This is a genomic window from Qipengyuania vesicularis (assembly GCF_019711415.1).
Taxonomy (GTDB): Bacteria; Pseudomonadota; Alphaproteobacteria; order Sphingomonadales; family Sphingomonadaceae; genus Qipengyuania; species Qipengyuania vesicularis.
Genome location: NZ_JAIGNJ010000002.1, coordinates 531,579 through 556,095, shown reverse-complemented (window position 1 = coordinate 556,095; position 24,517 = coordinate 531,579). Strand labels below are relative to the sequence as shown.

24 protein-coding genes are annotated in these 24,517 nt (G+C 62.4%); 10 read left to right on the top strand and 14 right to left on the bottom strand.

The window, feature by feature from the left end; all coding sequences use genetic code 11:
• Positions 1-40: 40 nt before the first annotated feature.
• From K3146_RS08255 to K3146_RS08245, 3 genes are read right to left on the bottom strand one after another with little or no spacing between them, the layout of a single operon-like run.
• Positions 41-475 (bottom strand): chemotaxis protein CheW, encoded by a 435-nt coding sequence (locus K3146_RS08255; RefSeq protein ID WP_221545791.1) that lies wholly within the window; start codon positions 473-475, stop codon positions 41-43.
• Positions 472-2,859, bottom strand: coding sequence for a chemotaxis protein CheA (locus K3146_RS08250; RefSeq protein ID WP_221545790.1), 2,388 nt, complete (start codon positions 2,857-2,859; stop codon positions 472-474). The genes K3146_RS08255 and K3146_RS08250 overlap by 4 nt, the downstream gene beginning before the upstream one ends.
• A 50-nt stretch (positions 2,860-2,909) precedes the next feature.
• The gene (locus K3146_RS08245; RefSeq protein ID WP_221545789.1) at positions 2,910-4,277 is read right to left on the bottom strand and encodes an MATE family efflux transporter; all 1,368 of its coding nucleotides are present in this window, start codon (positions 4,275-4,277) and stop codon (positions 2,910-2,912) included.
• Between the two features lie 123 nt (positions 4,278-4,400).
• On the opposite strand from K3146_RS08245, the gene K3146_RS08240 reads away from it, so the two are divergent.
• Both K3146_RS08240 and K3146_RS08235 read left to right on the top strand, forming a co-directional pair.
• Complete coding sequence (locus K3146_RS08240; protein ID WP_221545788.1) at positions 4,401-5,165, top strand: class II aldolase/adducin family protein; 765 nt, start codon at positions 4,401-4,403, stop codon at positions 5,163-5,165.
• A gap of 41 nt (positions 5,166-5,206) precedes the next feature.
• A complete protein-coding gene (locus tag K3146_RS08235; RefSeq protein WP_221545787.1) occupies positions 5,207-5,773 on the top strand; it encodes a (2Fe-2S)-binding protein in 567 nt (188 codons plus the stop codon).
• On the opposite strand, the gene K3146_RS08230 is transcribed toward K3146_RS08235, so the two are convergent.
• Complete coding sequence (locus K3146_RS08230) at positions 5,770-7,845, bottom strand: TonB-dependent receptor (RefSeq protein WP_221545786.1); 2,076 nt, start codon at positions 7,843-7,845, stop codon at positions 5,770-5,772. The two genes, K3146_RS08235 and K3146_RS08230, sit on opposite strands and share 4 nt — an antisense overlap.
• A 164-nt stretch (positions 7,846-8,009) precedes the next feature.
• Between K3146_RS08230 and arsC the strand changes: the two genes are divergently transcribed.
• Positions 8,010-8,354, top strand: a complete 345-nt coding sequence (arsC, locus tag K3146_RS08225; protein ID WP_221545785.1) for an arsenate reductase (glutaredoxin) — start codon at positions 8,010-8,012, stop codon at positions 8,352-8,354.
• Here arsC and K3146_RS08220 read toward each other — a convergent pair.
• The gene (locus tag K3146_RS08220; protein WP_221545784.1) at positions 8,351-9,712 is read right to left on the bottom strand and encodes an MFS transporter; all 1,362 of its coding nucleotides are present in this window, start codon (positions 9,710-9,712) and stop codon (positions 8,351-8,353) included. The two genes, arsC and K3146_RS08220, sit on opposite strands and share 4 nt — an antisense overlap.
• 111 nt (positions 9,713-9,823) lie before the next feature.
• Between K3146_RS08220 and K3146_RS08215 the strand changes: the two genes are divergently transcribed.
• Positions 9,824-10,441 (top strand): class I SAM-dependent methyltransferase, encoded by a 618-nt coding sequence (locus K3146_RS08215; RefSeq protein WP_221545916.1) that lies wholly within the window; start codon positions 9,824-9,826, stop codon positions 10,439-10,441.
• Here the strand turns inward: K3146_RS08215 and K3146_RS08210 are convergent.
• Entirely contained in the window at positions 10,438-11,271 is an 834-nt protein-coding gene (locus K3146_RS08210) for a DUF7847 domain-containing protein (protein WP_221545783.1), read from the bottom strand. The genes K3146_RS08215 and K3146_RS08210 overlap by 4 nt on opposite strands.
• A gap of 60 nt (positions 11,272-11,331) precedes the next feature.
• Between K3146_RS08210 and lipB the strand changes: the two genes are divergently transcribed.
• Both lipB and K3146_RS08200 read left to right on the top strand, forming a co-directional pair.
• On the top strand, positions 11,332-12,003 hold the full coding sequence (gene lipB / locus K3146_RS08205) for a lipoyl(octanoyl) transferase LipB (protein WP_221545782.1): 672 nt from the start codon (positions 11,332-11,334) through the stop codon (positions 12,001-12,003).
• Positions 12,000-12,302, top strand: a complete 303-nt coding sequence (locus K3146_RS08200) for a hypothetical protein (RefSeq protein ID WP_221545781.1) — start codon at positions 12,000-12,002, stop codon at positions 12,300-12,302. The genes lipB and K3146_RS08200 overlap by 4 nt, the downstream gene beginning before the upstream one ends.
• Before the next feature lie 3 nt (positions 12,303-12,305).
• Here the strand turns inward: K3146_RS08200 and K3146_RS08195 are convergent, their stop codons facing one another.
• Complete coding sequence (locus K3146_RS08195) at positions 12,306-13,184, bottom strand: HpcH/HpaI aldolase/citrate lyase family protein (protein ID WP_221545780.1); 879 nt, start codon at positions 13,182-13,184, stop codon at positions 12,306-12,308.
• A gap of 46 nt (positions 13,185-13,230) precedes the next feature.
• Positions 13,231-14,340, bottom strand: a complete 1,110-nt coding sequence (locus K3146_RS08190; protein ID WP_221545779.1) for an alkene reductase — start codon at positions 14,338-14,340, stop codon at positions 13,231-13,233.
• A gap of 55 nt (positions 14,341-14,395) precedes the next feature.
• Here K3146_RS08190 and K3146_RS08185 point away from each other — a divergent pair, with 55 nt between their 5' ends.
• Complete coding sequence (locus K3146_RS08185) at positions 14,396-15,313, top strand: DMT family transporter (protein WP_221545778.1); 918 nt, start codon at positions 14,396-14,398, stop codon at positions 15,311-15,313.
• On the opposite strand, the gene K3146_RS08180 is transcribed toward K3146_RS08185, so the two are convergent.
• The 4 genes from K3146_RS08180 to K3146_RS08165 all read right to left on the bottom strand — a co-directional run bounded on the left by K3146_RS08180 (position 15,314) and on the right by K3146_RS08165 (position 19,497).
• Entirely contained in the window at positions 15,314-16,630 is a 1,317-nt protein-coding gene (locus tag K3146_RS08180) for a DUF2254 domain-containing protein (RefSeq protein ID WP_221545777.1), read from the bottom strand.
• 34 nt (positions 16,631-16,664) lie between these two features.
• A complete protein-coding gene (gene nadA / locus K3146_RS08175; protein ID WP_221545776.1) occupies positions 16,665-17,651 on the bottom strand; it encodes a quinolinate synthase NadA in 987 nt (328 codons plus the stop codon).
• A gap of 84 nt (positions 17,652-17,735) precedes the next feature.
• Entirely contained in the window at positions 17,736-18,515 is a 780-nt protein-coding gene (locus K3146_RS08170) for a hypothetical protein (RefSeq protein ID WP_221545775.1), read from the bottom strand.
• A 106-nt stretch (positions 18,516-18,621) separates the two neighbouring features.
• Entirely contained in the window at positions 18,622-19,497 is an 876-nt protein-coding gene (locus K3146_RS08165) for an MBL fold metallo-hydrolase (RefSeq protein WP_221545774.1), read from the bottom strand.
• Between the two features lie 48 nt (positions 19,498-19,545).
• On the opposite strand from K3146_RS08165, the gene glpK reads away from it, so the two are divergent.
• Positions 19,546-21,012, top strand: coding sequence for a glycerol kinase GlpK (gene glpK, locus K3146_RS08160; RefSeq protein WP_221545773.1), 1,467 nt, complete (start codon positions 19,546-19,548; stop codon positions 21,010-21,012).
• On the opposite strand, the gene K3146_RS08155 is transcribed toward glpK, so the two are convergent.
• On the bottom strand, positions 21,009-21,470 hold the full coding sequence (locus K3146_RS08155) for a DUF1465 family protein (protein WP_221545772.1): 462 nt from the start codon (positions 21,468-21,470) through the stop codon (positions 21,009-21,011). The two genes, glpK and K3146_RS08155, sit on opposite strands and share 4 nt — an antisense overlap.
• 82 nt (positions 21,471-21,552) lie before the next feature.
• The gene (locus K3146_RS08150) at positions 21,553-21,759 is read right to left on the bottom strand and encodes a YdcH family protein (protein WP_221545771.1); all 207 of its coding nucleotides are present in this window, start codon (positions 21,757-21,759) and stop codon (positions 21,553-21,555) included.
• A gap of 152 nt (positions 21,760-21,911) precedes the next feature.
• Between K3146_RS08150 and K3146_RS08145 the strand changes: the two genes are divergently transcribed.
• Entirely contained in the window at positions 21,912-22,067 is a 156-nt protein-coding gene (locus tag K3146_RS08145) for a YdcH family protein (protein WP_221545770.1), read from the top strand.
• A gap of 87 nt (positions 22,068-22,154) precedes the next feature.
• Positions 22,155-24,425 (top strand): phosphoenolpyruvate--protein phosphotransferase, encoded by a 2,271-nt coding sequence (gene ptsP / locus K3146_RS08140; protein WP_221545769.1) that lies wholly within the window; start codon positions 22,155-22,157, stop codon positions 24,423-24,425.
• Positions 24,426-24,517 lie beyond the last annotated feature (92 nt).

Sequence of the window (24,517 nt, the reverse complement as noted above, 5' to 3'; positions counted from 1 at the left end):
ACTTGCCTGCTCCTGTTACCAGCAGGCGGTAACCAATCGCTTAAGCTGCTTCCCGCAGACCTCCGGAGACGAGCTGTTCGATATCGACCAGCAGCGTGGGGCCGCCATCGGTCTCGACCATCCCGCGGGCGGCGCGCTGCCATCCGTCTCCGAATCCGCCGGGGACTTCGACCGGCGCACTGTGCGCTTCACCCACGTCATGCGCTTCCTCGACGAGGAGCGCGTAGAGATGGCCTTCGATCTCGACCACCGCCGCGCGCTGTTCCGCCGATTCGCATGCCATGTCGAGGCCGAGCGCGAGCGAACAGTCGATCACGGTCAGCGCCTGACTGCGCAGGGCAGTGAGACCGAGAATGAAGTCGGGTGTGCCCGGGATGGGCGTGATGTTTTCGATCTCGATCACCGACTGGACCTGCACGGCGTGGATCGCGGCACGTCGTCCGGCGATGGTGCACATCAAAAGCAGTTCGTTCATGCCGCCCTCCCGGTGCGGATGCGGCGAAGAGCTGCGAGCAGCCCGTCGCGGTCGTAGCGGTAAATGGTGTCGTCTCCGGCATCCTCGGGATCCGGGCGCAGACGGATGGTCTCGCGCGCCTCGCCCTTCGGAGCGTCGCCATCTTCGGCGAGCGCGATGGCGAGGTCTGCCTCGGTGTCATCGTCTTCGGCGATGCGATAGCCCGCGGCTTCAACCAGCGGTTCGAGGATGGTTTTCGCCCATTCGCTGTCGCCGGGAATGCGGCAGGTCAGCGCCTGCTGACGCTTTCTTGCAGTCCGATACCGCGCGAACACGGCATGGCCGTCGAGCAGCGGAATGGGCTTGCCGCCGATGAGAGTCACGCCCTCGATCGACTTGTCGGCCTCGCTCGGTACGACATCATCGGTGATGTCGGCGGCATCGAGAACCTCCCTGACCGCATAGACCAGCTCGTGGTCCCCATCGGAGAGGCGCAGCAGGCGGATCTTCTCTTCAGGGAGCGGTCCGAGATCGTGACCTGCAAGCGTGAGGATCTCGCCATCGATGACCGCCTGCGAGCGATCGCCTTCGATGTCGATGGCGTCCACCGAAATGGTATCGATACGGCGCACGAGCTCGAGGCGTACCGCGCGGTGCCGACCGTCGAGGCCGGCGAACATCATCACCGGTACGGCGCGACTGCGTTCGCTGCGTTCGTCCTTCTCGACCTCGGTCGCCTTGGTGCGCACTCCGCCGGTCATGCCCCTCATCTGCGCAATCGAAGGCAGATCGATGAGCATCATCGGGCGACCGTCATCGAGCAGCGTTGTGCCGGCATAGAGGCGCGTATCCATAATGGCCGGCGCAATCGGCTTCACCACGACGTCCTCGTGATCGAACACACGATCAACCGCGAGCGCGAAAACATCGTCGCTTGCGAGCCTCACGAGGATGAGAGTCTTCTCTTCCCAGATGCATTCCTTGCCGGTTTCGGTGCCAAGCACTTCGCCGAGCGAGAGGCAGGGAACGCGCTTGTCGCGGAAGGTGACCAGGCGGCGATCCCCGGCCTGTGCGAACTCTACATGGCTCGAATTGCCGAACACAATCTCTTCGACATAGCTGCGCGGGATCGCATAGTGCTGATTACCCGACCCCACCGTGAGCGCGGCGATGATCGAGAGCGTCAGCGGCAGCTGGAGGTGGAAGCTCGTGCCTTCTCCGGGCTTGCTCGACACTTCGATGGAGCCACCAACGCGTTCGATGTTCGCGCGGACAACGTCCATGCCGACACCGCGGCCCGAAACAGAACTTACCGCCTCTGCGGTCGAGAGGCCCGGTTCGAAAATCAGGTTCTGCTTCTGCTTCTCCGACATCTTCTCGATTTCGGACTTGGAGTAGAGCCCGGCAGAAATGGCCTTCGCGGTCAGCTTGTCCAGATTGATGCCGCCGCCGTCATCGGTGATCACCAGGCTGATCTGGTTGCCCGACTGGCGCGCCGCGAATTTCAGCAGGCCGATTTCGCGCTTGTTGGCCTTGAGGCGGGTGGCGGGGGTTTCGATGCCGTGGTCGATCGCGTTACGGATGATGTGGGTCAGCGGGTCGCGGACCATCTCGATCATCTCGCGGTCGAGTTCGACCTCGCCGCCTTCGAAATCGACCATGACCTGCTTCCCGAGCTCATTCGAAAGATCTCGGACCAGACGAGGGAGCGAGGAGAAGAGATGCTCGAGGCGCTGCATGCGCATGCGCGTGATGGAGGTGCGCACGTCGGCCAGGATGGCAGAGAGGCGTTCGAAGGGGCCGTCGATGGTCGGCTGTTCGCCCGCTTCGCGCAAGCGGCGAGCAAGGTCGTTGCGCGCGAGAACCATGTCGGAGACGCCCTTCATCACCTCGTCGAGGAGATCCACCGGCAGGCGGATCGAGCGCTGGACAGTCTGGCGCGGGGACTTAGCGGCCGCGCTGTCGCCATTTTCCTTCTCGGACCTGCCTGCGTCGTCTTCCTCGGAAACTTCGAGGTCGCTCTGGACCACGACTTCGGCGCCGGGCTCAAGCGCCGCGATCAGGTCGTCATCGCCGCTGCCGGGAAAGTCCTCGCCGGCCTCGATGCAATCGGTCATCTCCGAGATGCGATCGATGACCGCGAGTACCGCGGTCACGAGTGCGCTATCGGGTTCCCGGCGACCGGCGCGGCATTCTGCCAGCGCATCTTCGGCAGCATGGCTGAGTTTTTCGAGGCGGGGAAAGTCGAAGAAGCCGCAGTTGCCCTTCACCGTGTGCACGAAGCGGAAGATCGTATCGATGCGACCCTTGTCGGAAGGATCGGCTTCCCAGGCGACGAGTTCGCTGCCGCTTTGCTCCAGCATTTCACGGGTTTCGGCGACAAAATCCGCCAGCAGTTCATCCATCGGTCTTGGACCCCCCAGTTCTCTTTAGGGTCCGCTATGGAGCAAGATGGTTAACGTTTCGTTGGGTGCGTTTCCTCGCCTTGCGGACCGCTACGCAACACGCGCCAGACTACGAGCGAGGCCAGCAGTCCTCCGGCGACATTCGCCGCCAGTTCGGCGCCATAAATCGCATCGGCACCCCAGCTCGCGCGCAAAAGCCAGGCAAAGGGCAGCATCATCAGGAAAACGCGGGCCGCGCTCTGGGCCAAGGCGTAGCCTGCGCGGTCCACCGCATTGAGGGCGCCGTTGGCGACGATCAGAAGTCCGAAACCTGCATAGCCCCAGGCGGCGATCTCTATGTAACGCGAGAAGTGGTCTACCACAGCGGGCTCGTCCGTGAAGAAGCCCGCAAACCAGTCTCCGAAAGCAAACAGCAAGATGGCGGTAGCGAGGCCGTAGCCGACGCAGAACAATCCCGCAAAAAGCATGGCGCGCCTGGCGCGGTCGGCTCGGCGTGCGCCCCAGTTCTGGCCGACGATCGCGCCAATCGAGCCGGACAGGGCAAGGAGGGGGACAACCGCAAAACTCTGCAAGCGACCTGCCGCCCCGAAGCCGGCCACCGCTGCCTCGCCCTGGCTCGCGAGCAGCGCGGTAAGGATCGACAGGCCGATCGGATTGATCGCATTCGAGAATGCAGCCGGTCCGGCGACGCTGATGATCGCCTTGCTCGATCCGGCCATGTCGCATTCTCGCACCAAGGTCGGATGGATGGCCAGCTGCGTCCTGCCGATGAAGAAAAGCGCGGCGAGGATCGCAACGAAGAAACCGGCAATGGTCGCATAGGCCGCTCCGGCCACTCCGAAGCCCTCGAAGCCGAAGGCTCCGGTGATCAGTATCGGATCGAGTACCCAGTTCACCGCCGAATAGGTGATCGAGATCAGGGAGACATAGCGGGCCTCTCCCTGTCCGCGCAGCACGCCCTGCAAGCCCATCTGGGTGAGCAGGACTGGCATGCCCAGCGCGTAGGGCCGCATGTAATCCTGAATGAGCGGGAGCAGCTCGTCGCTTGCCTGCATGAGGCGGAAGAGCGGGTCGAGAAGGGCGAAAAGAGTGAGGCCGAGGATGATCCCGGCAGTGAGGGCGAAGGCGACCCCGAAATTGGCGCGTCGTTCAGCGCGGGCGACGTCTCCTTCGCCAAGCGCGCGCGAGATGACCGAATTGATCCCGACCATCACCCCGACGCCAAGGCTGGAAAGCGCGATGGTGATCGGGAATATAAAGCTGACCGCCGCCAGTTCCTGCGATCCCAACTGGCCGATGAAATAAGCATCGATGAGACCGACCGACATGATCGCGGCAACGCCCACGATCATCGGCAGGGTCTGTGTGACGAGATGGCCGCCGATGCTCCCGCGGGTGAGTTTGGCCGTCTCGCTCATTGCTTTGGGGCGCTAGCGGGATGGGGCGCGGTTGGGAAGCGCTCTCTTGCATCCGAAAACCTTGCCCGTACCCCCTGAGCCATGCGATAGAGGTTTCAAAGAGAGACCGAAGGAGAGCCCGCCATGGCGACGCAGATGAAACCCAAGTTCGAATGCAGCGAGGAAGAATGGAAGGTTCGCCAGGATCTGGCAGCCTGCTATCGCATCTTCGAGCACCTCGGCTGGGGCGAAAGCATCTACAATCATATCTCGGTTGCTGTGCCGGGAGAGAAGGACACGTTCCTGATCAATCCCTTCGGATTGCTGTATGACGAGGTCACCGCCTCGAACCTGGTGAAGATCGATGTAGAGGGCAATAATGTCGGCCAGTCACAATACATGGTGAACAAGGCCGGTTTCACGCAGCACGCGCACTTCCACAAGCATCTGGGCGAGCGGGCGACCGCGATCTGCCACGTCCATACTACGGCGACCATGGCGGTTTGCAGCCATAAGGACGGGCTGGTGCCGACGAATTTCTATGCTTGCAACTTCCAGGGACAGATCGGCTATCACGATTTCGAAGGCGTTACCGTTCGTCCCGAAGAAGGCGACCGGTTGGTCGAGAATCTCGGCGATCACTCGATCCTGATGCTGCGCAACCACGGCCCGGTCGTGATGGACAAGACCATTCCCGGCATGTTCGTGAAGATGTGGGCCCTCCAGCGCGCCTGTGAAATCCAGGTGGCCACGCTTAGCCAGGGCGCGCCCAATGTGGTCACGCAGGAAGTCGTCGATACCCACCAGCGAGATCTTGCCGTGATGCAGAGCCAGGGCGGTGCCGGCGTGTTCGACTTCGAGGCGTGGAAGCGCCGCGTGTCGAAGATCGACGACAGCTGGAAGAGCTGAGACCTCTCGACATTTCATCCGATTGAGGTGAAAGCGCGGCCATGTCGCGAATGACGGTCAACGAACGGCCCATCGAGTTCCTGATGGATCCGGAAACGCCCCTCTTGTGGGCATTGCGAGACGCTGCGAACCTCACGGGAACGAAGTACGGCTGCGGCAATGGCGATTGCGGCGCCTGCGTCGTGCATATCGATGGCGAACCGCTGCGCAGTTGCCTGGTCACGATCGCCGAGGCCGAAGGTCGCTTCATCACCACGGTCGAAGGCTTGTCCGGAAGCCGAGCCCATCCGGTCCAGCAGGCGCTGGTCGCCGAGCAAGCGATCCAGTGCGGTTTCTGCACCTCCGGGATCGTGATGGCGGCGGCGGCGCTTATCGAGCGCAATCCCGGTGCCAGCGAGGAAGAGATTAAGGCGGCGATCCCGAACATCTGCCGCTGCGGCGTCTATCCTCGGCTCGTGCGGGCAATCCAGCGGGCAGGGCGCGTCGCCCGCAGGCAGGAACGCATCAGTGCTGCGCCCGCACCCGGCATCAGTGCGGAGGACGCGGCTGTCGAGGTGCCTGCGCTGAGCGCCCCCGATCAGGACGCCCAGCGCGGCTCACCTGACTAAATCTCGAGGCGAACCCCGATCCGCGCGCTGAATGGCTCGGCGGGCTGGATGTTATTGTCGCCGTGGGCGCTCGGGTAGTAGTCCTCGTCGAACAGGTTCTCGACGTTAATCTGGAAACTCAGCCGATCGCTGACCGTGTAGTAGGCCGCCGCGTCGACGCGCCAGTAGCTCGGCAGGACGACGTCGTTCGAGAAACTCGCGAACTGATCGGACTGGTGGATCACACCGAGGCCGAAGCCGAGCTGCTCGGTCACATCGAAGCGGTTCCAGGCGCTGATCGAGTGCTTGGGAAGCTGCTGCAGGCGCTGGCCAGCCGGACCGAAGCTGCTGTCGCTGGTCAACTCGCCATCGAGATAGGTGTATCCGAGATTTGCTTTCCAGAAATCGGTCACTTCCCCTACCGCACCGACCTCGAAACCTTCGGTACGGCTCTCGCCGGTCAGTTCGGTAATGCCTAGCTCGTTGGTGAAGCGCGTGTTGCTCCGTTCGAGACGGAAGATTGCCGCGCTGACAAGGACATTGTCGAGCGGGGCCCATTTGGCGCCGATCTCGTAATTGGTGAACTTCTCCGGTTCGAACTGCGCGTTGCCGGGGGAGAGCAGGAAGAACTGGTCGCCTGCTTGCGGAAGGAAGCTTTCGGCAAAGCTCGCATAGACTGAAAGGTCGGGCGACGGTTTGACAATCAGGCCGACGCGCGGGCTGAATTCCTCATCTACGCGATTGCCTTCGACACCGTTGATATCGACAGTTTCGAGATCGAAGCGATCGAAACGCAGTCCGCCGACCAGTTCGATGTATTCGCCAATCTGCAGCTGCTCCTGCACGTAAATCGAGAAAGTCGAGAGCTGGCTGTCATTCTGGCGCGAGGTCGGGTTGAGCGTGTATGCGGGGATGGTGATCACATCTTCCAGCGCGACTTCATTGGTGGTGTCGAAGCCGATCGTTTCCCTCGTGTTGAGAGAATCCTGACTGCTGGCCTCAAAGCCGAACAGGAGCGTCGTTTCCAGATCGTCGGAGCCCGCCTGCCAGACGAAATTCGCCTGTCCGATCCAGTTGGTGCGGGCCTGCGAATCCTGGTAGCCGGACAGCGTAACCATAGTGCGGTCGTCGCTCGTTCCAGTGGGCAGGAGATTTCCGTAATACTTGTCGTAGTCGGCAAACTGGACACTGGCATTTGCCGACAGGCCACCGTTGAAATCATGTTCGAGACGCAAGCGCGCGATATGCACTTCAGCCTCGGCACGATTGAAGTCCGGGTCACCGAAGAAGGTGCTGTCGAAGCCTGTCAGAGGGCCGCCTTCGAACGACGGAACGCCGCGGTCGGTGACACGCTCGTCATTGTCATAGGTATAGTTGGCGACCAGCGTGGTGTCGGGGCCGAGCGAGGCAGTCAGGGTGGGCGACAAACCGATGAAGCGTCCTTCGTAGAAGTCGCGATCGTTGTCGAACTCCTCGTAGGTCGCGTTGAGTCGCAGCGCGAGGCCATCCGATACCGCCTGGTTCACATCGGCAGAGAGAACGAAGGCACCGAAGCTGTCGGCCGATGCTTCCGCGCTGAAGGCCGTCTTGAACTCGGCGCGCTTGGCCACGCGGTTGATCGCGCCGCCGCCCGCACCGCGGCCGAAGATCAGCGCGTTGGCACCTTTCAGGACCTCGACGCGCTCGATGTTGTAGAGCGAGCGATAGTATTGCGCATCGTCACGCAGGCCATCGATGTAAAAGTCGGCAGTCGATTCCTGACCACGAATGAAAACCTCGTCGCGGTGCCCTTCGCCGGTTTCCATGCTGATGCCCGGGACATAGCGCAGCGCATCATTCAACTGGTGGACGGCCTGGTCTTCCAGCTGGTCTTCGGTGATGAAGCTTACCGCCTGCGGCACGTCGATCAGCGGCGTGGGCGTTTTGGTGCCGGTCGATCCATCATCGCTGCCATAGCCGTCGATACGCTCTCCTTTCACGACAATGTCGGCGGGCAGGTAATCGCGCTCACCGTCGGCAGCGACTTCGGCCACGGCCGGTGCGGAAAAAGCCGTGCTGGCAAGGAGGATGGCGATCTTCGAGTAGTGCCTCATACTGTTCTTTCTATTCTTGCGAACGATTCTCAATTTCTGCCATCCTGCTATTGCGAGCCATTCGCATTAGCAACCCTGAATCGTGATTTCGCTGATGAAAAAATCGCAAGGGACGCTTTCACTCATCGCAAGGGTCGATTAGCGGGGAGGCAAAGGAGATCCCGATGAAAGCCACGATTTGGCACAACCCCAAGTGCGGCACCTCGCGCAAGACGCTCGCCATCCTCGAGAACCTGTCGAAGGTCGATGTCGAAGTGATCGAGTATCTCAAGGACCCGCCGAGCGTGGAGAAGCTGGCGCAGCTCTACAGAGATGCCGGGATCACGCCGAACGAAGGCCTGCGGATGCGCGGCACCGACGCACAGGAGCGCGGCCTGCCCGATGCAAGCGCAGAAGAGGTGCTCGCGGCCATGGCAGCCGATCCGATCCTGATCGAACGCCCGCTGGTCGAGACGGACAAGGGCGCGCGTCTTTGCCGTCCACAGGACCAGGTGCTGGAGATACTCTAGCGCCGCTCGCGCGTGAGCTTACTGTCGCTCTGCAGGGTCGCCCAGCCGTAGGCGAAGACCATCAGGCAAAGCGCGACGATCAGGCCAAATCCCAGCCAGTCGGAATGGCCATAGAGCCAGACGCCTAGTGCTGGCGCGTAGATGAAGCTTGCACCCGCGACGCTGGCCGTGACACCCGACGCCTGCCCCTGCTCGGCGCGAGTGACGGCGAGCGATGTGCCCGCCGTGCTGCCGGGACGAAACAGGCCAAATCCAAGCGAGGCAATGGCATAGGCTAGGGCGATGGCATGGAGGTTGTCGGCAACCCCGAGATAGGCCGCGCCGCAGGCCGCAATGGCGATGCCGGACAAGGTGGCCGTGCGCGGGCCGAGATTGAAACGGGGGATTATGCCCCATTGCGCAAGCAGGGTCGCGATCGCCCCGCACATCAGCACCAGGCCCACCGGACCAGTCCCTTCGGCTGGAGTGCCGCGCAGGCCAAGGCGGTCGAGCACGAGGAATCCGGTAATCCCGAGCACCATCGCCTGCGCGTGCCCACCTAGCAAGCCGACCGTCACCCATGGGCGCAGGCGCGGCTCGAACCAGCGCAGCTTGTGCGGCTCGACTTCCTCGTCGTCTTCGTCGTCTTCGTCGTCTTCGTCCTGATGCGAAGAAGTGGAACCGCCGGCATAGGGTGCGTCATAGGTCTGGCTTCGCGCGGGGAATTGCGGCTCATCATTGGGCAAGCGAAGCCGCAGCGCCGTCAGCGTGGCGAATCCGATAAGCGCAAAGATGATGAAGGGGCCGGTCAGCCCAACGAGTGGCAGCACCATGAGCGGGGCCAGCGCGGGCCCGATCACCGTCCCGAGGCCGAAGCTCGAGGCGATTAGAGAGAGGGCTTGCGTGCGCTCGGCTCGCGGCGTTCGGCTCGCCACATAGGCCTGCACTGCCGGTGGGGCAGCGCTGCCGAACCCACCGTAGAGGCTGCGCGCGACAGCGAAAGCGATTAGCGCCGCCGTCCCGCCGAGGATCCCGGCGAGACCCAGCCAGAGCGCAAGGCCGCAGAGCGCCATGGAAGCGATGAAGCCGATTAGTCCCACCGCCATCATGGCCTTGCGACCCCGCCTGTCGGAACGGTCCGCCCAGATCGGCGCGCAGATCACCCAGAGCAGTGCGGACCAGCTGTAGGCGAGGCTGATCCAGACATCGTCGATATCGAGCGCGGTTCCGATCGAGGGCATGACCGACTGCATCGCCGTATTGCCGGCGGCCGTCGTCAGCATGACTGCAAAAAGCAGCGCCATGCGTTCGCGCGAGATATGACGCCGCGCAGGAGGCAGCTGTGACGCTACGGAACTTTTCGGATCGGCATCGGCCATGGTTTACGGCTAGGCCTCTCTCCGCATGCTTGCAATGCTTCCCGCGCACTGCCAAACCCGCAAGCTCGATTGGGGTTGCACGAGGATTTTTTCTTGTCGGGTCAACAAGGTATCGGCGCGATCGAGCGTCGCACGCTGAAGGATCGCGCTGCTCGGCTGTTCGGTCAATGGGGCGTCTTCTTCAAGGGTTTCCTCGAAGAGCCGAAGATGGTCGGATCGATCATTCCTTCATCTCGCTTCACCATTCGCAAGATACTCGGCCCGGTCAAATGGGATGAGTGCAAGGTCTTCGTGGAGTATGGCCCGGGTGTCGGCACGTTCTGTCAGGAAGTGCTGGACCGGCTCCCGCGTGACGGTCAGCTGATCGTGATCGATACCAACCCGCTCTATATCGACTATCTGAAGAAGCATTTCCGAGACAGCCGCTTTTCGGCCATTCATGGATCCGCAGCGGATGTGGAGGAGATTGTAAGGGCGCATGGCCACGATCATGCCGACTACGTGCTTTCCGGCTTGCCGTTTTCGACTCTGCCCGAAGGCGTCGGCCCGGCGATTGCAGCGGCAACCTATCGGGTGATCCGCCCGGGCGGCGCGTTCCTCGTCTACCAGTTCTCCGCCAAGGCACGCGACTACATGGCGCGCCATTTTGAGCGCATCGACAGCGGTTTCGAAGCGCTCAACATTCTTCCTTGCCAGCTGTTCTGGGGCTGGAAGCGAACCGAGGGTTAGTCAGTCGGCGGTACGCCGGCTGCTTGCGCGTGATCGCGCAGCCGGGTGAACTGGCGATAGACCGCTGCCAGCAGGCATGCCGATATGATCGCTGCGATCGCGTTGATCAGACTGGTGCTGATAGCTTGACCGAATTCCTGGCTCTCGGGTCCGCCAAACGCAAAAACGAGCATGAAGAGCAGCCCGATCAACACCGAGATCACGAAATAGGCTACGACGATCAGCAGGTAAAAGAAGAACAATCGCAGGCTGTTGCCCTTGGTGAGTTGCCACGAACGGCGCAGTGCGACGAGCGGATTGAGTTGACCCTCGATCGCGATGACGGGGGTGCTGAGAGATAGCTTGGTAAGCGCATAGCAGAAGAACACGAAGGCAGCGATCGCGCCAAGCACGCCAAGCGCGGCAATCCCTGTCGCAAGTGGTATCGCCACCAACAGGACGATGAGGATGCCCAAACCGAACCCAATGATGAGGGCTGCCGCAATATAGCTAGCGACCGAGCGGGCTCCATTCCCGATCGCCTCGGCGACCGTTGGTCTTTCGTGCCGCCTGAGCATGGTCAGCATGGCTAGCATCCCGATGCCCTGCACGATTATGAGCAATAAGAGCGCCCACCAGTAATTGGCGAACATGTCGTTGACCATGGCTTGCATCCGGTCCGAATTGGGATCGAAATCTCCGTTGATCAGCTCGCTCATGCCGGGAATCCATAGCTGGGCTGCGGTGTAGGGGACGAAATAGAACACCCCCGCGATTACAGCGAGCAGGCTGAAAGTCTCGCGTATGAGGCTCGTCGTGTCTTTCCACGCAGTGTCGAGATCGAACTTCATCGGGATTCCCCTCTTTCTTCCCCCTTGATAAGCGCGAAGACAATCGCCACGCAATCGTCGATGAAAGCGCAACTCCCCGAAAATCTCGAATGGCGAGCCGAGCAGGGCCAGGTGCCCTATCGAGATGCGCTGTCGGCGATGGAGGCGCGCAACGCCGCGATTTCCGCGGGCGAGGCGAGCGAACTCGTCTGGCTGCTCGAACATCCGCCGGTCTATACTGCCGGAACCAGTGCCGACGGCGCCGAACTGCTCGATCCGCGGTTCGAAGTCGTCGAGGCGGGGCGGGGTGGTCGCTATACGTATCACGGTCCAGGACAGCGCATCGGCTACGTCATGCTAGACCTCAAGGAACGCGGCCGCGATGTGCGTTGCTTTGTCCATTCGCTCGAGGGCTGGGTCATCGCCACGCTGGGCGATATCGGCGTCGAATGCTGGCGTTCGGCAGGACGCATCGGCATCTGGACGCGCGATATCGACGGGCGGGAAGCCAAGATCGGGGCGATCGGCGTCCGCGTCCGCAGGTGGATCACGATGCACGGTTTCTCGGTCAATCTCGCACCCGACCTGTCTCACTTCACCGGGATCGTGCCATGCGGGATCGAGGAATTCGGCGTGACAAGTCTGGAACGGCTCGGCATCGATCTTGCGCCTGCTGCCTTCGATGAGGCATTGAAGGACCGCGCAGGCGATTTCCTTGCCGCGCTCGAAGGAAAGGCCTGCGCGCTGCCATGAACCGATTTGCGATCCTTGCTGCAACCTGCCTCGTCCTGGCGGCTTGCGGCGACAACTCCGCGCCAGCAGAACAGGTCGACGAGAATGCGACCGCGCGTGGTGAAGTGCTGGGCGGTTCGATCAGCGACGACATGCTGCCGCTCGATACGGTAACCTCGCAATCGCCCCCTTTGCGCGAGGTGCGTGTGGAAAGCGCGGCGTCGGAAGAGCCGGACGAGGAACCCGATGCGGCGGTGCAGGGAGAGCCTGAACCTGTCGAAGAGCCCGCACCCGCAGAAGAAGCGGAGCAATCCGAGTAGAGCCTAGTCCTCGCCGAGCAGGGCCGTGGCCTTGGCGAGTTCTCTCTGGCCGATCATTCGCCCGCGAAACACAACCGTTTCCGATCCCGGATTGAGCTCGAACAGGCCGGTCATTTCGCGTGCTTCGGCCAGCTCTTCGCTCGTCGGAGCAAAGGCATTGTTGATGCCGTCAATCTGTGATGGGTGGATTGCCAGCATTCCGGTGAAGCCGTCGGCCCGTGCTGCGTGAAAGGCGCGCACGGCGGCTTCCTCGTCGCGGCGATCGCGGAAGGGGGCCTCGATCACCTGCAGACCCTGTGCATGGGCGGCAAGGAGCACCTGTGCGCGAACCATGGCGAGCGGATCGGTCCACAATCCCCCGGGCCCTCGCATCCTGCGCGCCCTGAGCGATCGCGCAAGGGCTGCCGCATCCCAAGAGAGGCCCGTTACGCGCGGATGCAGTTCCTCGGCAAACTGGCGAAGCTGGAAGGCCGAAGCCGGGCTGGAGCCCAACTCGGGCATGATCTTCGTCGAATTGGGACGCAGGCCCGCACGCCCTTCGAGCTCATAGAGCGCGGCAGCCAGGTTCTTCAGTTCCTCGACATTCGTGCATTCGGCCAGGACCACGCCATCGGGCGCACCCTCGAGCGCGGCTTCGAGGTCGGCGCGCCAATAGTCGCTCGACATGGGGCCGATACGGATCCAGCGTGAGGCCGCGCGCATCGAGGTGATCCGCTCGCCATGCGTGAGCAGCCAATTCCTCGCTGCCAGACGGATCGGCAGCTTGGCCTCTGGGCTTGAAACCGCGCGCGCGAGATCGAGCACGACGACGTCGGCGCCACTCAGCGCCGCCTCGCCCAATGCCTTTTCCTTGTCCGCCGGGACCAGCAGCCACGAGCGCATTGTCACCTCCGTCGAGCGCGAAACGCCCCCGAACGGCGCGAATCACTCAGGCTTCAGTGTGCGCTTCCTTGGTTAGCATCGGGTAATCGATATAACCTTCGGGGCCCGGCAGGTACCAGCTCTGCGGGACGTTGACGTTGGGCTGCAGATCCGCGCCGAGCCTGAAGCGTTCCGGAAGGTCGGGATTGGAAATGAAATCGCGGCCCCAGCTGACGGCATCGCAGCGATCAGCCTCGATATCGGCCACTGCCTGATCGGGCGTGTAGTCGGAATTGAGGATCAGCGGACCCGAATAGGTCTGGCGGATGAGCGGGCTTTGCTTGGGGACTTCGGTAGCGCCGAAAGTGCCATCCGGACCCGGTTCGCGCAGTTCGAGAAAGGCAAGGCCGAGGTCCTCGACAACCCTGGCCGCGGCTCCGAATGTGGCAGCAGGATTGCTATCATCGCAGCCCTGCGTTTCGCCATTGGGAGAAAGGCGCACGCCGACGCGGTCCGCGCCCCAGACATCGACCAGCGCACTCAGGACTTCGCGCAGGAAACGGGTGCGATTCTCGGGGCTGCCGCCATATTCGTCGTCGCGCAGGTTCGTGCTGTCGCGCAAGAACTGGTCGACGAGATAGCCATTCGCACCGTGCAGCTGGACGCCGTCGAAGCCGGCCTTCTTCGCGTTTTCGGCGGCGTGCCGGTAATCCGCGACCACGCGGGCGATCTCGTCCTGCGACAGCTCGCGCGCCTGTTCGTAATCCTTGCGGCCCTCGAAGGTATGGGCATGGCCGGGCGCCTTGGTCGCACTGGCCGAGACGGGCGGGTTGCCACCGAGGAAATCGGGATGCACCAGCCGTCCCATGTGCCACAGCTGGAGGACAATCGCTCCGCCTTCCTCGTGAACCGCTTCGGTCACCGGCTTCCACCCTTCGGTCTGCGCCTCGCTCCAGATGCCAGGGGCTGCGGGCCAGCCGAGGCCCTCCACGCTGATGCCGGTTGCTTCGGAAATGATCAGCCCGGCCGAAGCGCGCTGGCGGTAATAGGTCGCCATCATCTCGTTAGGGACCGACCCCGGCTGGGTCGAACGACCGCGCGTGAGTGGAGCCATGAAAATCCGGTTCTTGGCCTCGATTGCACCGAGGGTGAGCGGCTGGAACAGGGTGTCATGCATAAAGGCATCGTCCTTTTTGGCTGGCCTTGTGTGACAGGAGAGCTAGGGGGCGAACATGGGTGAGACAACCGCCACTGCCGACAAGAATGGCTTTCAGGCAGGCGCATGGCACTTTGCCGCGTTGATAGCCGGAAACATTGCGCTGGCCCTGGGGCCGTGGCTGGTGCGATTGTCCGATACCGGCCCGATCTCCGCTGCATTCTGGCGGCTGTTCCTGCCGATTCCCGTGATTGCCTTCTTGGCGTGGCGGACGCGGACACCTGGAAAGCTCGACCGGCGCATGGCCCTGTTAGTCGTGGCGGCGGGCATCTTCTTCGCCATGGATCTTGCAAGCTGGCATGTCGGGATCGAACGCACGCGGCTCGGCAATGCCGTGCTATTCGGCAACTCGGGCAGCATCATCCTGATGCTCTGGGGACTGGTGGCGCTCCGCCGCGCCCCGTCCTGGCGCGAAGGTGGGGGCGTGATCGCGGCGCTGGTCGGCGCGGCCATCCTGCTCGGTCGAAGCCTCGAAATCTCGACGACGACTTTCGTGGGCGACTTGTTCTGCCTGTTCGCCGGGCTTTGCTATGCCTTCTACCTGCTACCAGCGCAGCGGGCGCGGGCAACGCTCGGTCCCTGGAGCGTCCTGCTACTGGTAAGCCTGGCCGCCTCGCCGCTCTTGCTTGGAATGGCTGCATTTGCAGGAGAACCAATTCTTCCGGGCGCCAAGGGGTGGGAGCCGGTCGTGCTCCTTGCGTTTTCGAGCCAGATCGTCGGGCAGGGACTGCTCGTATATTCGCTCCGCAACTTCCCACCGCTTATCATTGGTATGGCGCTGCTGACTCAGCCTGCCATCGCCGCCACTATTGGCTGGCTGGTTTTCGGCGAAATGCTGGTGGCGCTCGACATTCTCGGAATGGTGCTCGTCGGAACAGCCCTGATCCTCGCACGCGGAAGCCCACCGCCCAAGCTGGCGAGCGGCGGTGGGTAATTACCAGAATTCCCGATTGAACTCGGCATGGTGCTTCTCGAAGCGGGCGAGATCCGGTCCGACGAGGCTGAGCCGGGCCTGTTCGGCAAGATCGTCCGCTTCGGCTTTCAGCACCTTCTGACGTCGCTCGTCCTTGATCGGCCCGGCTGCCTTGGCCAGCGTATCCAGCATGATTTCCGCTGCAATCGGCGAGGTCGCCACTGCGCTCCGTATCGAACCGAAACCGCGTTTGACGTAGTGCTCGAAATCGTCGGGGCAGGGGATGACCGGGCAATCCTCGGCATCCTCTCCGCAGATGTCCTTGCGCAGGTCCCGCCTCCCGATCTCCGAAGTCGCCGCGCCGAGCCAGTGTAGTGCCGTGATCGCGGTGAAAGGATCGTTGATACCGGGCGAGAGCGCGCGCAAGCCGATTTCGACCAGCTCGTCGATCAGAAACTGCGGGTCCTGTTCGGGCGTCCGGGTGGAACCGAGCGTGAAACAGTCGCGCACCCGTTTCTCGATGCACTCGGGTTCGCAGCCGTCGATATCCATGAAGGGCATGTCGCGGTGCACGAAATCGCCTGTCCTGACTCGCAGCGAGAAGGTGCAACCACAGTCGCGTGCAATCTCTTCCAGATCCTCGAAGTCGATCAGCTGGACATAGCCGGTGGCCCAGGCCTTCAGCGGCTTGCCACCCTCTGGCTCGCGCGCATCGGAAAACTCGTCCTCGACGGGGTAGGTCTCGCGAATGCCTTCGAGGAGCCGGCGGCCAATCCCTTCGAGCACCTTGTTGATGCGGATCGAGGATGGAATGTGATTGAGGAAGAATACCAGCACCGCCACGCACAGCGCCATGAGTAGATAGGCCACCAGCAAGGAAAGCTGGGGGGTAAATCCGGGCAATGCGGTGGCCACGGCATCGCCGCTGGTGGCTGGTGTCTCGTCCTCCGCCCGCACAGCGCGCAGCACGATCAGGGCGTAGACGAAGCTGCCGATGAAGGTAGCGAGGCTGATCTGGTTGCCCCGGTCCTCCATGAAGTTGGTCAGGAGGCGCGGTCCGTAATTCCCGCTGGCATAGGCGACGGCGGCAATGGTGATCGAGAACACGGTTGATGCCACGCCGATCATGCTGCCCGCCATCACGGTGAGCATGTCCGCCGCCCCCTTTGGCCGCGCCGGGACGATCCAGTCGACGTCGTTGAGGAACTGGGCGAAACCGGACCGGTCGAGCCAGACCATCACCGTGGCGAGGATCGCCGCGAGCAGCGAAAAGAGCGCGGGATAGAACCAGTAATTGGCGTTCAGCCGGGCCCAGAAGAAACGCAATTCCGCTGTCATGAAGGGCTAAACGCGCGGAGCGCGGAAGGGTTGCCTACACCTTGCCCAGATCACCTTTCCCGATCGTTCCACTGGCCATTTCGAGCATGCGGTCGAGGCTCTGCTTGGCCTTGAGGCGCAGCCCTTCTTCGATCTCGATGCGCGGCTCCAGCGTGATTAGGCAATCGTAGAGCTTTTCCAGCGTGTTCAATGCCATGTAGGGGCAGATGTTGCAGCTGCAGTTGCCGTCTGCGCCGGGTGCGCCGATGAAGGTCTTCTCCGGCAGCGCCTTTTCCATCTGGTGCATGATGTGGGGTTCGGTTGCGACGATCAGGGTGTCGCCTTCGAAAGTCTGTGCGAATTGCAAGATGCCGCTGGTCGAACCGACGTAATCGGCATGCGCCACGATCGTCGGCGGACATTCGGGATGGGCGGCGATCGGGGCATCGGGATGCTGAGCTTTGAGCTTCAGCAGCTCGGTTTCGCTGAAGGCTTCGTGCACGATGCATACGCCCGGCCACAGCAGCATCTCGCGCCCGAACTTGCGGCTCATGTAGCCGCCAAGATGGCGGTCGGGACCGAAGATGATCTTCTGGTCTTCGGGAATTTGGCTGATGATCGTTTCGGCGGAAGAACTGGTGACGATGATGTCCGAAAGCGCTTTCACCTCGGTCGAACAGTTGATGTAGGTCAGAGCGATATGGTCGGGGTGCTTTTCGCGGAATGCCTTGAACTTGTCCGGCGGGCAGCTGTCTTCGAGGCTGCAACCAGCATCCATGTCCGGAAGCACCACGATCTTCTCGGGCGAGAGAATCTTGGCAGTGTCGGCCATGAACTTCACGCCGCAAAAGGCGATTACGTCCGCGTCGGTTTCTGCTGCCTTGCGCGAAAGCTCGAGGCTGTCACCAACGAAATCGGCCAAGTCCTGGATCTGCGCGCTTTGGTAATAATGCGCCAGGATGATCGCGTTCTTCTCCTTGCGGAGGCGATCGATGGCGGCAAGCAGGTCTTCACCGGTCGGTTTGGTGTTTTCGGCGGTCATGATTTCGTCCCGTCTGAATCGCGTTTGTGGCGCTTATAGACGGAACGAGCCGGCTGGCGAGGGGGTTCCTCGCGAGGCCTGACGCTATATCGAGAAGCCGGGTGGGAGGAAGGCTTCCATAGGGCGCTCAGCACCCGGACTGCCAGCGATCACCTGCTCGGTCAGCGAAATGCCGAAACCCGTATGCGCAATCGCCACCGAAATCGCGAAGACCGCTATATAGAGGCCAAGACCCCACCAATAGGCAGGATGGACGCGGCCCTGGCTGCGCTTGTCGGCGATCATGCCGATGACCGGGAAGATCATCGTGCACAGCGTCGTGATCAGCCACGCGTTCGGTATCATGAGCGGAAGGGGGAGCAGGCGGCCGAGCCCCGGGCCGGTGAGGATCGCCATGCCGCACAGCATGAGGCGGCGATGCCAACCGGTATAGCGGCGACGGCGCAACGCCCAGAAAGTGAGCCCTCCGAACAGCCATACCAGCATGGTGTTGCTCCACAGGAACTCGCTCACGTGGAAGAAGAACGGCCCACCGGTTCGGCGCGCGACGACCACCATGATCACCGTGCCCATGATGACCATCAGCGGTACCCATAGATAGGCGAGCTTCCCGAACTGGGCGTGGAGCGACCAATTGCCCGCCGATGCGGTGAGGTGCTGGCCGCAATAGATACCCAGCCACGACATGAAGATCACACCGTGCAGGTGGTAGGGTAGTGGCACATCGAAACTCGACCGCCCCATGGCGAGCTGGATTGAGAATCCCGCCACGATGACGAAGCTCATCACGAAGGCCATGATGGTGAAGAAGCGCGTGTTTCCGCGGATCGCCTGATCCTGCCTCGTGGCGGCTGCGGTTGCCATGATCGGTATTCCTCCCCCTGATGGAATCTCGCGACCGGAATTTTCTCGTTTCGCGGATGCTATCGGGCCACCTTTGGCCGGTCAATCAAGGGTTTGGGGATAAGCTTCAGGCTGCTTTCCAGAACTCGCCGCTGCGTGCGACCAGACCGCGACGCTCGAGGTCGATCAAATGCGCGGTCACGGACATCTTCGCGGCACCATGCAGGCGCTCGTCCAATCCCTTGTACATCTTGGGAACGAAATCTGCGGCCTCGTGAGGGCCCTCGCGCAAATGGCGCAGGATCTGATTCTCGCGCTGGCGCCGGTGCCCGATCATTCCTCGCACCAGCTGGCGCGGTTTCTCGATCGCTTCGCCATGCGCAGGGTAATAAACCTTGTCCTGTTCGCGCCCGTAGAGTTTTTCGAGGCTCGACATGTAATCGGCCATATCTCCATCGGGCGGCACGACGACGCTGGTCGACCAGCCCATCACATGGTCGCCGGTAAAGACGGCGCCGCTCTCCTCCAGCGCGAAGCAGAGGTGGTTGGAGACGTGGCCGGGGGTCGCGATGGCGCGCAGCGTCCAGCCCGGGCCGGTCATGGCCTCGCCATCTTCCATCACCCGGTCGGGTTCATAAGTGCGATCGAAGCTCGCATCCGCACGTGGCCCGCTGTCGTCCAGCACCAGAGGTGCGCAGCCGACGATCGGCGCACCCGTGCGCGCTGCCAGCGTCTTGGCCGCGGGCGAATGATCGCGGTGCGTATGCGTGCACATGATTGCGCAGACGTGTTCCTCGCCGATTGCCGCATCGAGCGCGAGCAAGTGCTCTTTCTCGTCCGGGCCGGGATCGATCACCGCGCAGCCATCGCCGATGCCGACGATGTAAGTCTGGGTGCCGGTATACGTGTAGGGCGAGGGATTGGGCGCGAGCACGCGGCGTACCAGCGGCTCCAGCTGCATCGCTTCGCCTGTCGGCCATGGTTTGGGAGGAGGGCCTGCCATGTGCCAAGCCTGTAGCGATTACCGCAGCTTGTCGATAGGGAGGGGCGCATGGGAGAAAAAATTCTGGTCCTCGACGCGGGGACGACTTCGACGCGGGCAATGGTCTTCGATCGCCATGGGCGGATGGAGCGGGTGGCTCAGGCCGAGCTGACGCAGCACTATCCAAAGCCCGGCTGGGTCGAACATGACGCCGCCGAAATCTGGGACAAGACGCTCGCCTGCATGCGCGAGGCGGTTGGCGATGGGGCGGCCAGAATTGCGGCCATCGGCATTACCAACCAGCGCGAAACCGTTGTAGCCTGGGATCGAACGAGTGGCGAACCTCTCGCCCGCGCGATAGTCTGGCAGGACCGGCGAACTGCGGGATTCTGCGCGAAGCTGAAGGAGCAGGGTCACGAGGCCGAAATACAGAAGCGTACGGGTCTTCTACTCGACCCATATTTCTCGGGCACCAAGATGCGCTGGATGCTCGACAATGACGAGGGGGTGCGTTCTGCTGCAGATTCTGGGGCGCTTGCTTTCGGCACCGTGGAAAGCTGGCTGGTCTTCAAGCTGTCGGGCGGAGCCTCGCATATCAGCGATGCCAGCAATGCCAGCCGCACGCTGCTGCTCGCTCTCGATGGCGAACAGTTCGGCGAGCGGTTGTGCGAGCTTTTCGGCGTCCCGCGCGAAGCCTTGCCGCAAGTGGTCGACACGCATGGCCGACTTGCGGAATGCGACAGCCAGTGGCTCGGCACGTCGATTCCCATCTGCGGTCTCGTGGGAGACCAGCAATCGGCGACCATCGGGCAAGGTTGCCTCGGTTTCGGCGAGACCAAGGCGACATACGGTACTGGTGCATTCGTCCTCACCAACAAGGGCAGTGAGCTGCCGCATTCCGACAATCGACTGCTGGGAACGGTGCTCCACCAGTCCAATGGCGAGCGGACCTATGCGATCGAGGGAGCCTGTTTCGTGGCCGGGAGCCTCGTCCAGTACCTGCGCGACCAGCTCGGCCTGATTGGCAGCGCAGCGGAGACAGAGGAGCTCGCGCGCTCAATCGAGGACAGCGGCGAAGTGGTCATCGTTCCCGCGCTGGCAGGGCTTGGCGCACCGCATTGGCGGCCAGATGCCCGCGGGGTCATTTCGGGTCTCAGCTTTGCCAGCGGCAAGGCGCAGATCGCCCGCGCGGCATTGGAGGCGATGGCGCACCAGACGCATGACCTCGCCTCGGCATTCGCTGCCGACGGCGCTCCTTGGGCCAGCCTGAAGATCGACGGCGGGATGAGCGCCAACGACTGGATGGCGCAGGATCTTGCCGACATCCTCGACCTGGATGTCGAACGTCCCGATTTCGTCGAAACGACCGCGCTCGGCGCGGCAATCTGCGCGAGTGTTGGTGCCGGCTTGCACAGCTCGTTACAGGAAGCGGCGACGGCGATGCGCGGCGATGCGAGAACCTTCGCACCAACCATGGATGAGGATACCAGGAACGACCGCCTCGCCCGTTATGCACGGGCGCTGTCGGTGGCCTAGCGGCCCGAAAAGGCCTGGGCGATCCGGCCCTGCAGGTCGCTGACGGGATCATTGACGGAGCTGGCCATCTGGCGCTGCTCTTCGTCGAGCCGCGCTACCCTTTCATGCAGGCGTTCCGTGTCGCGGATCAGTGCGCGCGTCGCTGGCTCAAGCACTGCCATGTTCTCAGGATCGGAGGGGCGGTCATCGCCGAGGCGCCCGTGCCTGAGCAATTGCAGCTTGCTCATCTCGCCTGAATAATAGGCGCGCTGGTTGAGCAGCCAGGCCATGATGTGCATGACCCTGGTCGTCGTCCGCATACCCTCGATCGAAAGCGCAAGGCGGACCTTGTCGGGCGAATTACCCTTGCTCGCCTCATCGCGCAGGTCGAAGACCGCACGCGCCTCGTCGGCCAGCGCAAGCGCTTCTTCGTAGAGGTCTTCGACGACCTGTTCCTGAATCGAGCGGTGCATGTCCATCGAACGATGCGCTAATCCAAAGGGTCCGCAAGTTCTAAGCGCTTGTGCGGTGCTGTCCCGCGCTGGAACGAGCGTCTAGCCCTCAGGCGATGATGTCGGGAATGAGATTGTCCTCGATCGCCGCAATCCGGTCCTTCAACTGCAATTTGCGCTTCTTGAGTCGCGCAATCTGCAGCTGGTCGACGAAACCGCCTTCGCCCGCTTCGCTCAGTGCCGCGATCGCGACATCGAGGTCACGGTGCTCGCTCCTGAGCGATTCCAAGCGCTTGCGAAGTTCCTGTTCGTTCACGACCGTCCTTTGCGAATCTCGTCTCGTCGCATGGCGTTTCTACGGGGCTTTGTAAATTCGCCAAGCTGTGGTTTGATAGTCAATTCGCGGTCCGTGCCGCACGGCACGAGTCGCTCCTGGGGTCGCAAAACTCTTTTACAGGAGAAGCACTGATGCAATCATCCCATGTCGAAGCACTCAAGGCCAAGCATGCAGGACTGGAAGCCCGCCTGCACGATGAACAAGCAAGGCCCTCGCCCGACATCGCGATGATCCAGCAACTCAAGCGGCAAAAGCTCAGGATCAAGGAGGAAATCGCCGCGCATTGAGCTGCACGCGATAACTTGCGGGGCTGGAAGGAATTCCCTTCGCTGCCCCGCTTTCGCGCACCTCGTTTTTTGCTATAGCTGCCGACCATGTCAGCAGCAGCATCCGCCCGCCAGATCCTCACGCAGTTGCACGAGGTTATGGCCGGTCGCCACCATGCCCAGCACAAGCTCGACCGCGTGGTCGACATCATCGCCGACAGCCTGACAAGCGAGGTCTGCTCGATCTACCTGCTGCGCGAAGGGCTGCTCGAACTCTACGCCACGCGCGGGCTGAATCCCGAGGCCGTGCACGTCACACGCATGGGCATTGGCGAGGGCCTGACCGGTACGATCGCCAAGAATATCGAAACGCTGAACCTCGCCGAGGCGAGGGCGCATCCCGACTTTGTCAATCACCCTGAAACAGGGGAGGAGAAGTTCCATTCCTTCGCCGGTGTTCCGATCGTCTATCGCGAACGCGCGGTCGGCGTCCTTTGCGTGCAGCATGTCGAGCCGCGGCGTTACGAGGATGTCGAGATCGAGGCGCTACAAACAACGGCGATGGTGCTGTCCGAACTTATCGCGCACAAGGAATTGGTCGACGACGAAGAGGCTATCGATCTCGACGAGGTTTCCACCGAATGCGAGGTGTTCGAAGGACTGGCGCTGGTAAAGGGCCTCGCCGCAGGTCAGGCCGTCTTCCACCAGCCGCGCGTCGAAATAGACCAGGTCGTGGCCGAGGACATCGAGGCTGAACGCCAACGCGTCTATCGCGCCTTCGACAAGATGCGCGACCAGATCGACGCGATGGGTCGCGAACCCGAATTCGGCAAGGGCGGCGAACACGACGAGGTCCTCGAGACCTACAAGATGTTCGCCTATGACGAAGGCTGGAGCCGCCGCATCAACGAGGCGATCGACAGCGGGCTTACGGCCGAAGCGGCGATCGAGCGCGTCCAGCAGCGCACCCGCATGCGCATGCGCGAAATCGACGACCCGCTCCTCGCGGATCGCATGCACGACCTCGAAGACCTGTCGAACCGCCTCCTGCGGATCGTGTCGGGACAGCTTGGGACGGCGGCCTCGCAGGGACTTCGGCGCGATACGATCCTGTTTGCGCGAAACCTGGGGCCTGCTGAGCTGCTCGAATACGATCGTCGCCGACTGAAGGGCGTGGTGCTGGAAGAGGGCTCGCTTACCGCGCATGTGGTGATTGTCGCGCGTGCCATGGGTATTCCGGTACTCGGCCGCGTGGCGCGTATCCGCTCGCGAGTGACCGAGGGCGATGAAGTGTTGGTCGATGCCGACAAGGGCACGGTCACGCTGCGCCCTTCGCAGACGCTTCTCGATGCGTTTGACGCGCGCTTCGCCAAGAGCCGCGAGCGTGCGGCGACCTATGCAGAGCTGCGTGACGTCGAACCCTTCACCCGTGACGGTACGCGCATCACGGTGATGATGAATGCCGGTCTACGCGACGATGTCAGCGCCTTGCAGCTGACCGGGGCAGATGGGATCGGGCTGTTCCGGACCGAATTCCAGTTCCTCGTTTCCTCCACGTTACCCGCTCGCGACCGCCAGATGCGGCTATACCGCGATGTTCTCGATGCTGCCGATGGCAAGCCGGTGATTTTCCGTACTGTCGATATCGGCGGCGACAAGGCCGTGCCCTATCTCGACAATGATACTGCCGAGAAAGACGAAAATCCGGCCATGGGTTGGCGTGCCTTGCGGCTGTCGCTCGAACGCGAAGGGCTGCTCAAGGCGCAGGCAAGGGCGTTACTGGAGGCAGCGGCCGGCCGACAGCTCTCCGTCATGTTCCCAATGGTATCCGAACCGTGGGAATTCGATGCAGCCAAGGCGATCTTCGAAGAGCAGGCCAACTTTCTGCGCGAGCGGCGAAAGCTCATGCCGGAGAGCATCGAATATGGCTGCATGCTCGAAGTGCCGTCGCTGGCAGAGGTGCTCGACCTGCTCCTGCCGAAGCTCTCGTTCATCTCGATCGGCACCAACGATCTTACGCAGTTCCTGTTCGCCGCCGACCGGGCAAACCCCAAGCTTGCCGAACGCTACGACTGGGTCAGCCCTTCGATACTGCGTTTCCTCGCCCGGATTTCGAACCAGATGGTGGGCAGCAATGTGCGGATCGGTGTTTGCGGCGAGATGGGTGGACGCCGCCTGGAAGCCCTTGCCTTGATGGGGCTTGGTTTCACGCGTTTCTCGATCACGCCCGCCGCAGTGGGCCCGATCAAGGAACTGGTGCGCAAGGTCTCGCTGCCGCAACTCAAGGACCAGATGCAGCAGTGGTTGATGAGCCCCCCTGCAGACATGCGGGCGGCATTGACGCGGTGGGCCGCGGCGAACGACATCGAGATGGAGTGATTTCGTCGCGCATCCCGCGCAATTCGTCCGTTTCCCGCGGATTGCCGAACATGCGTGCAGTTGACATAGTGACTGCATCCTCGCTTCAGGCG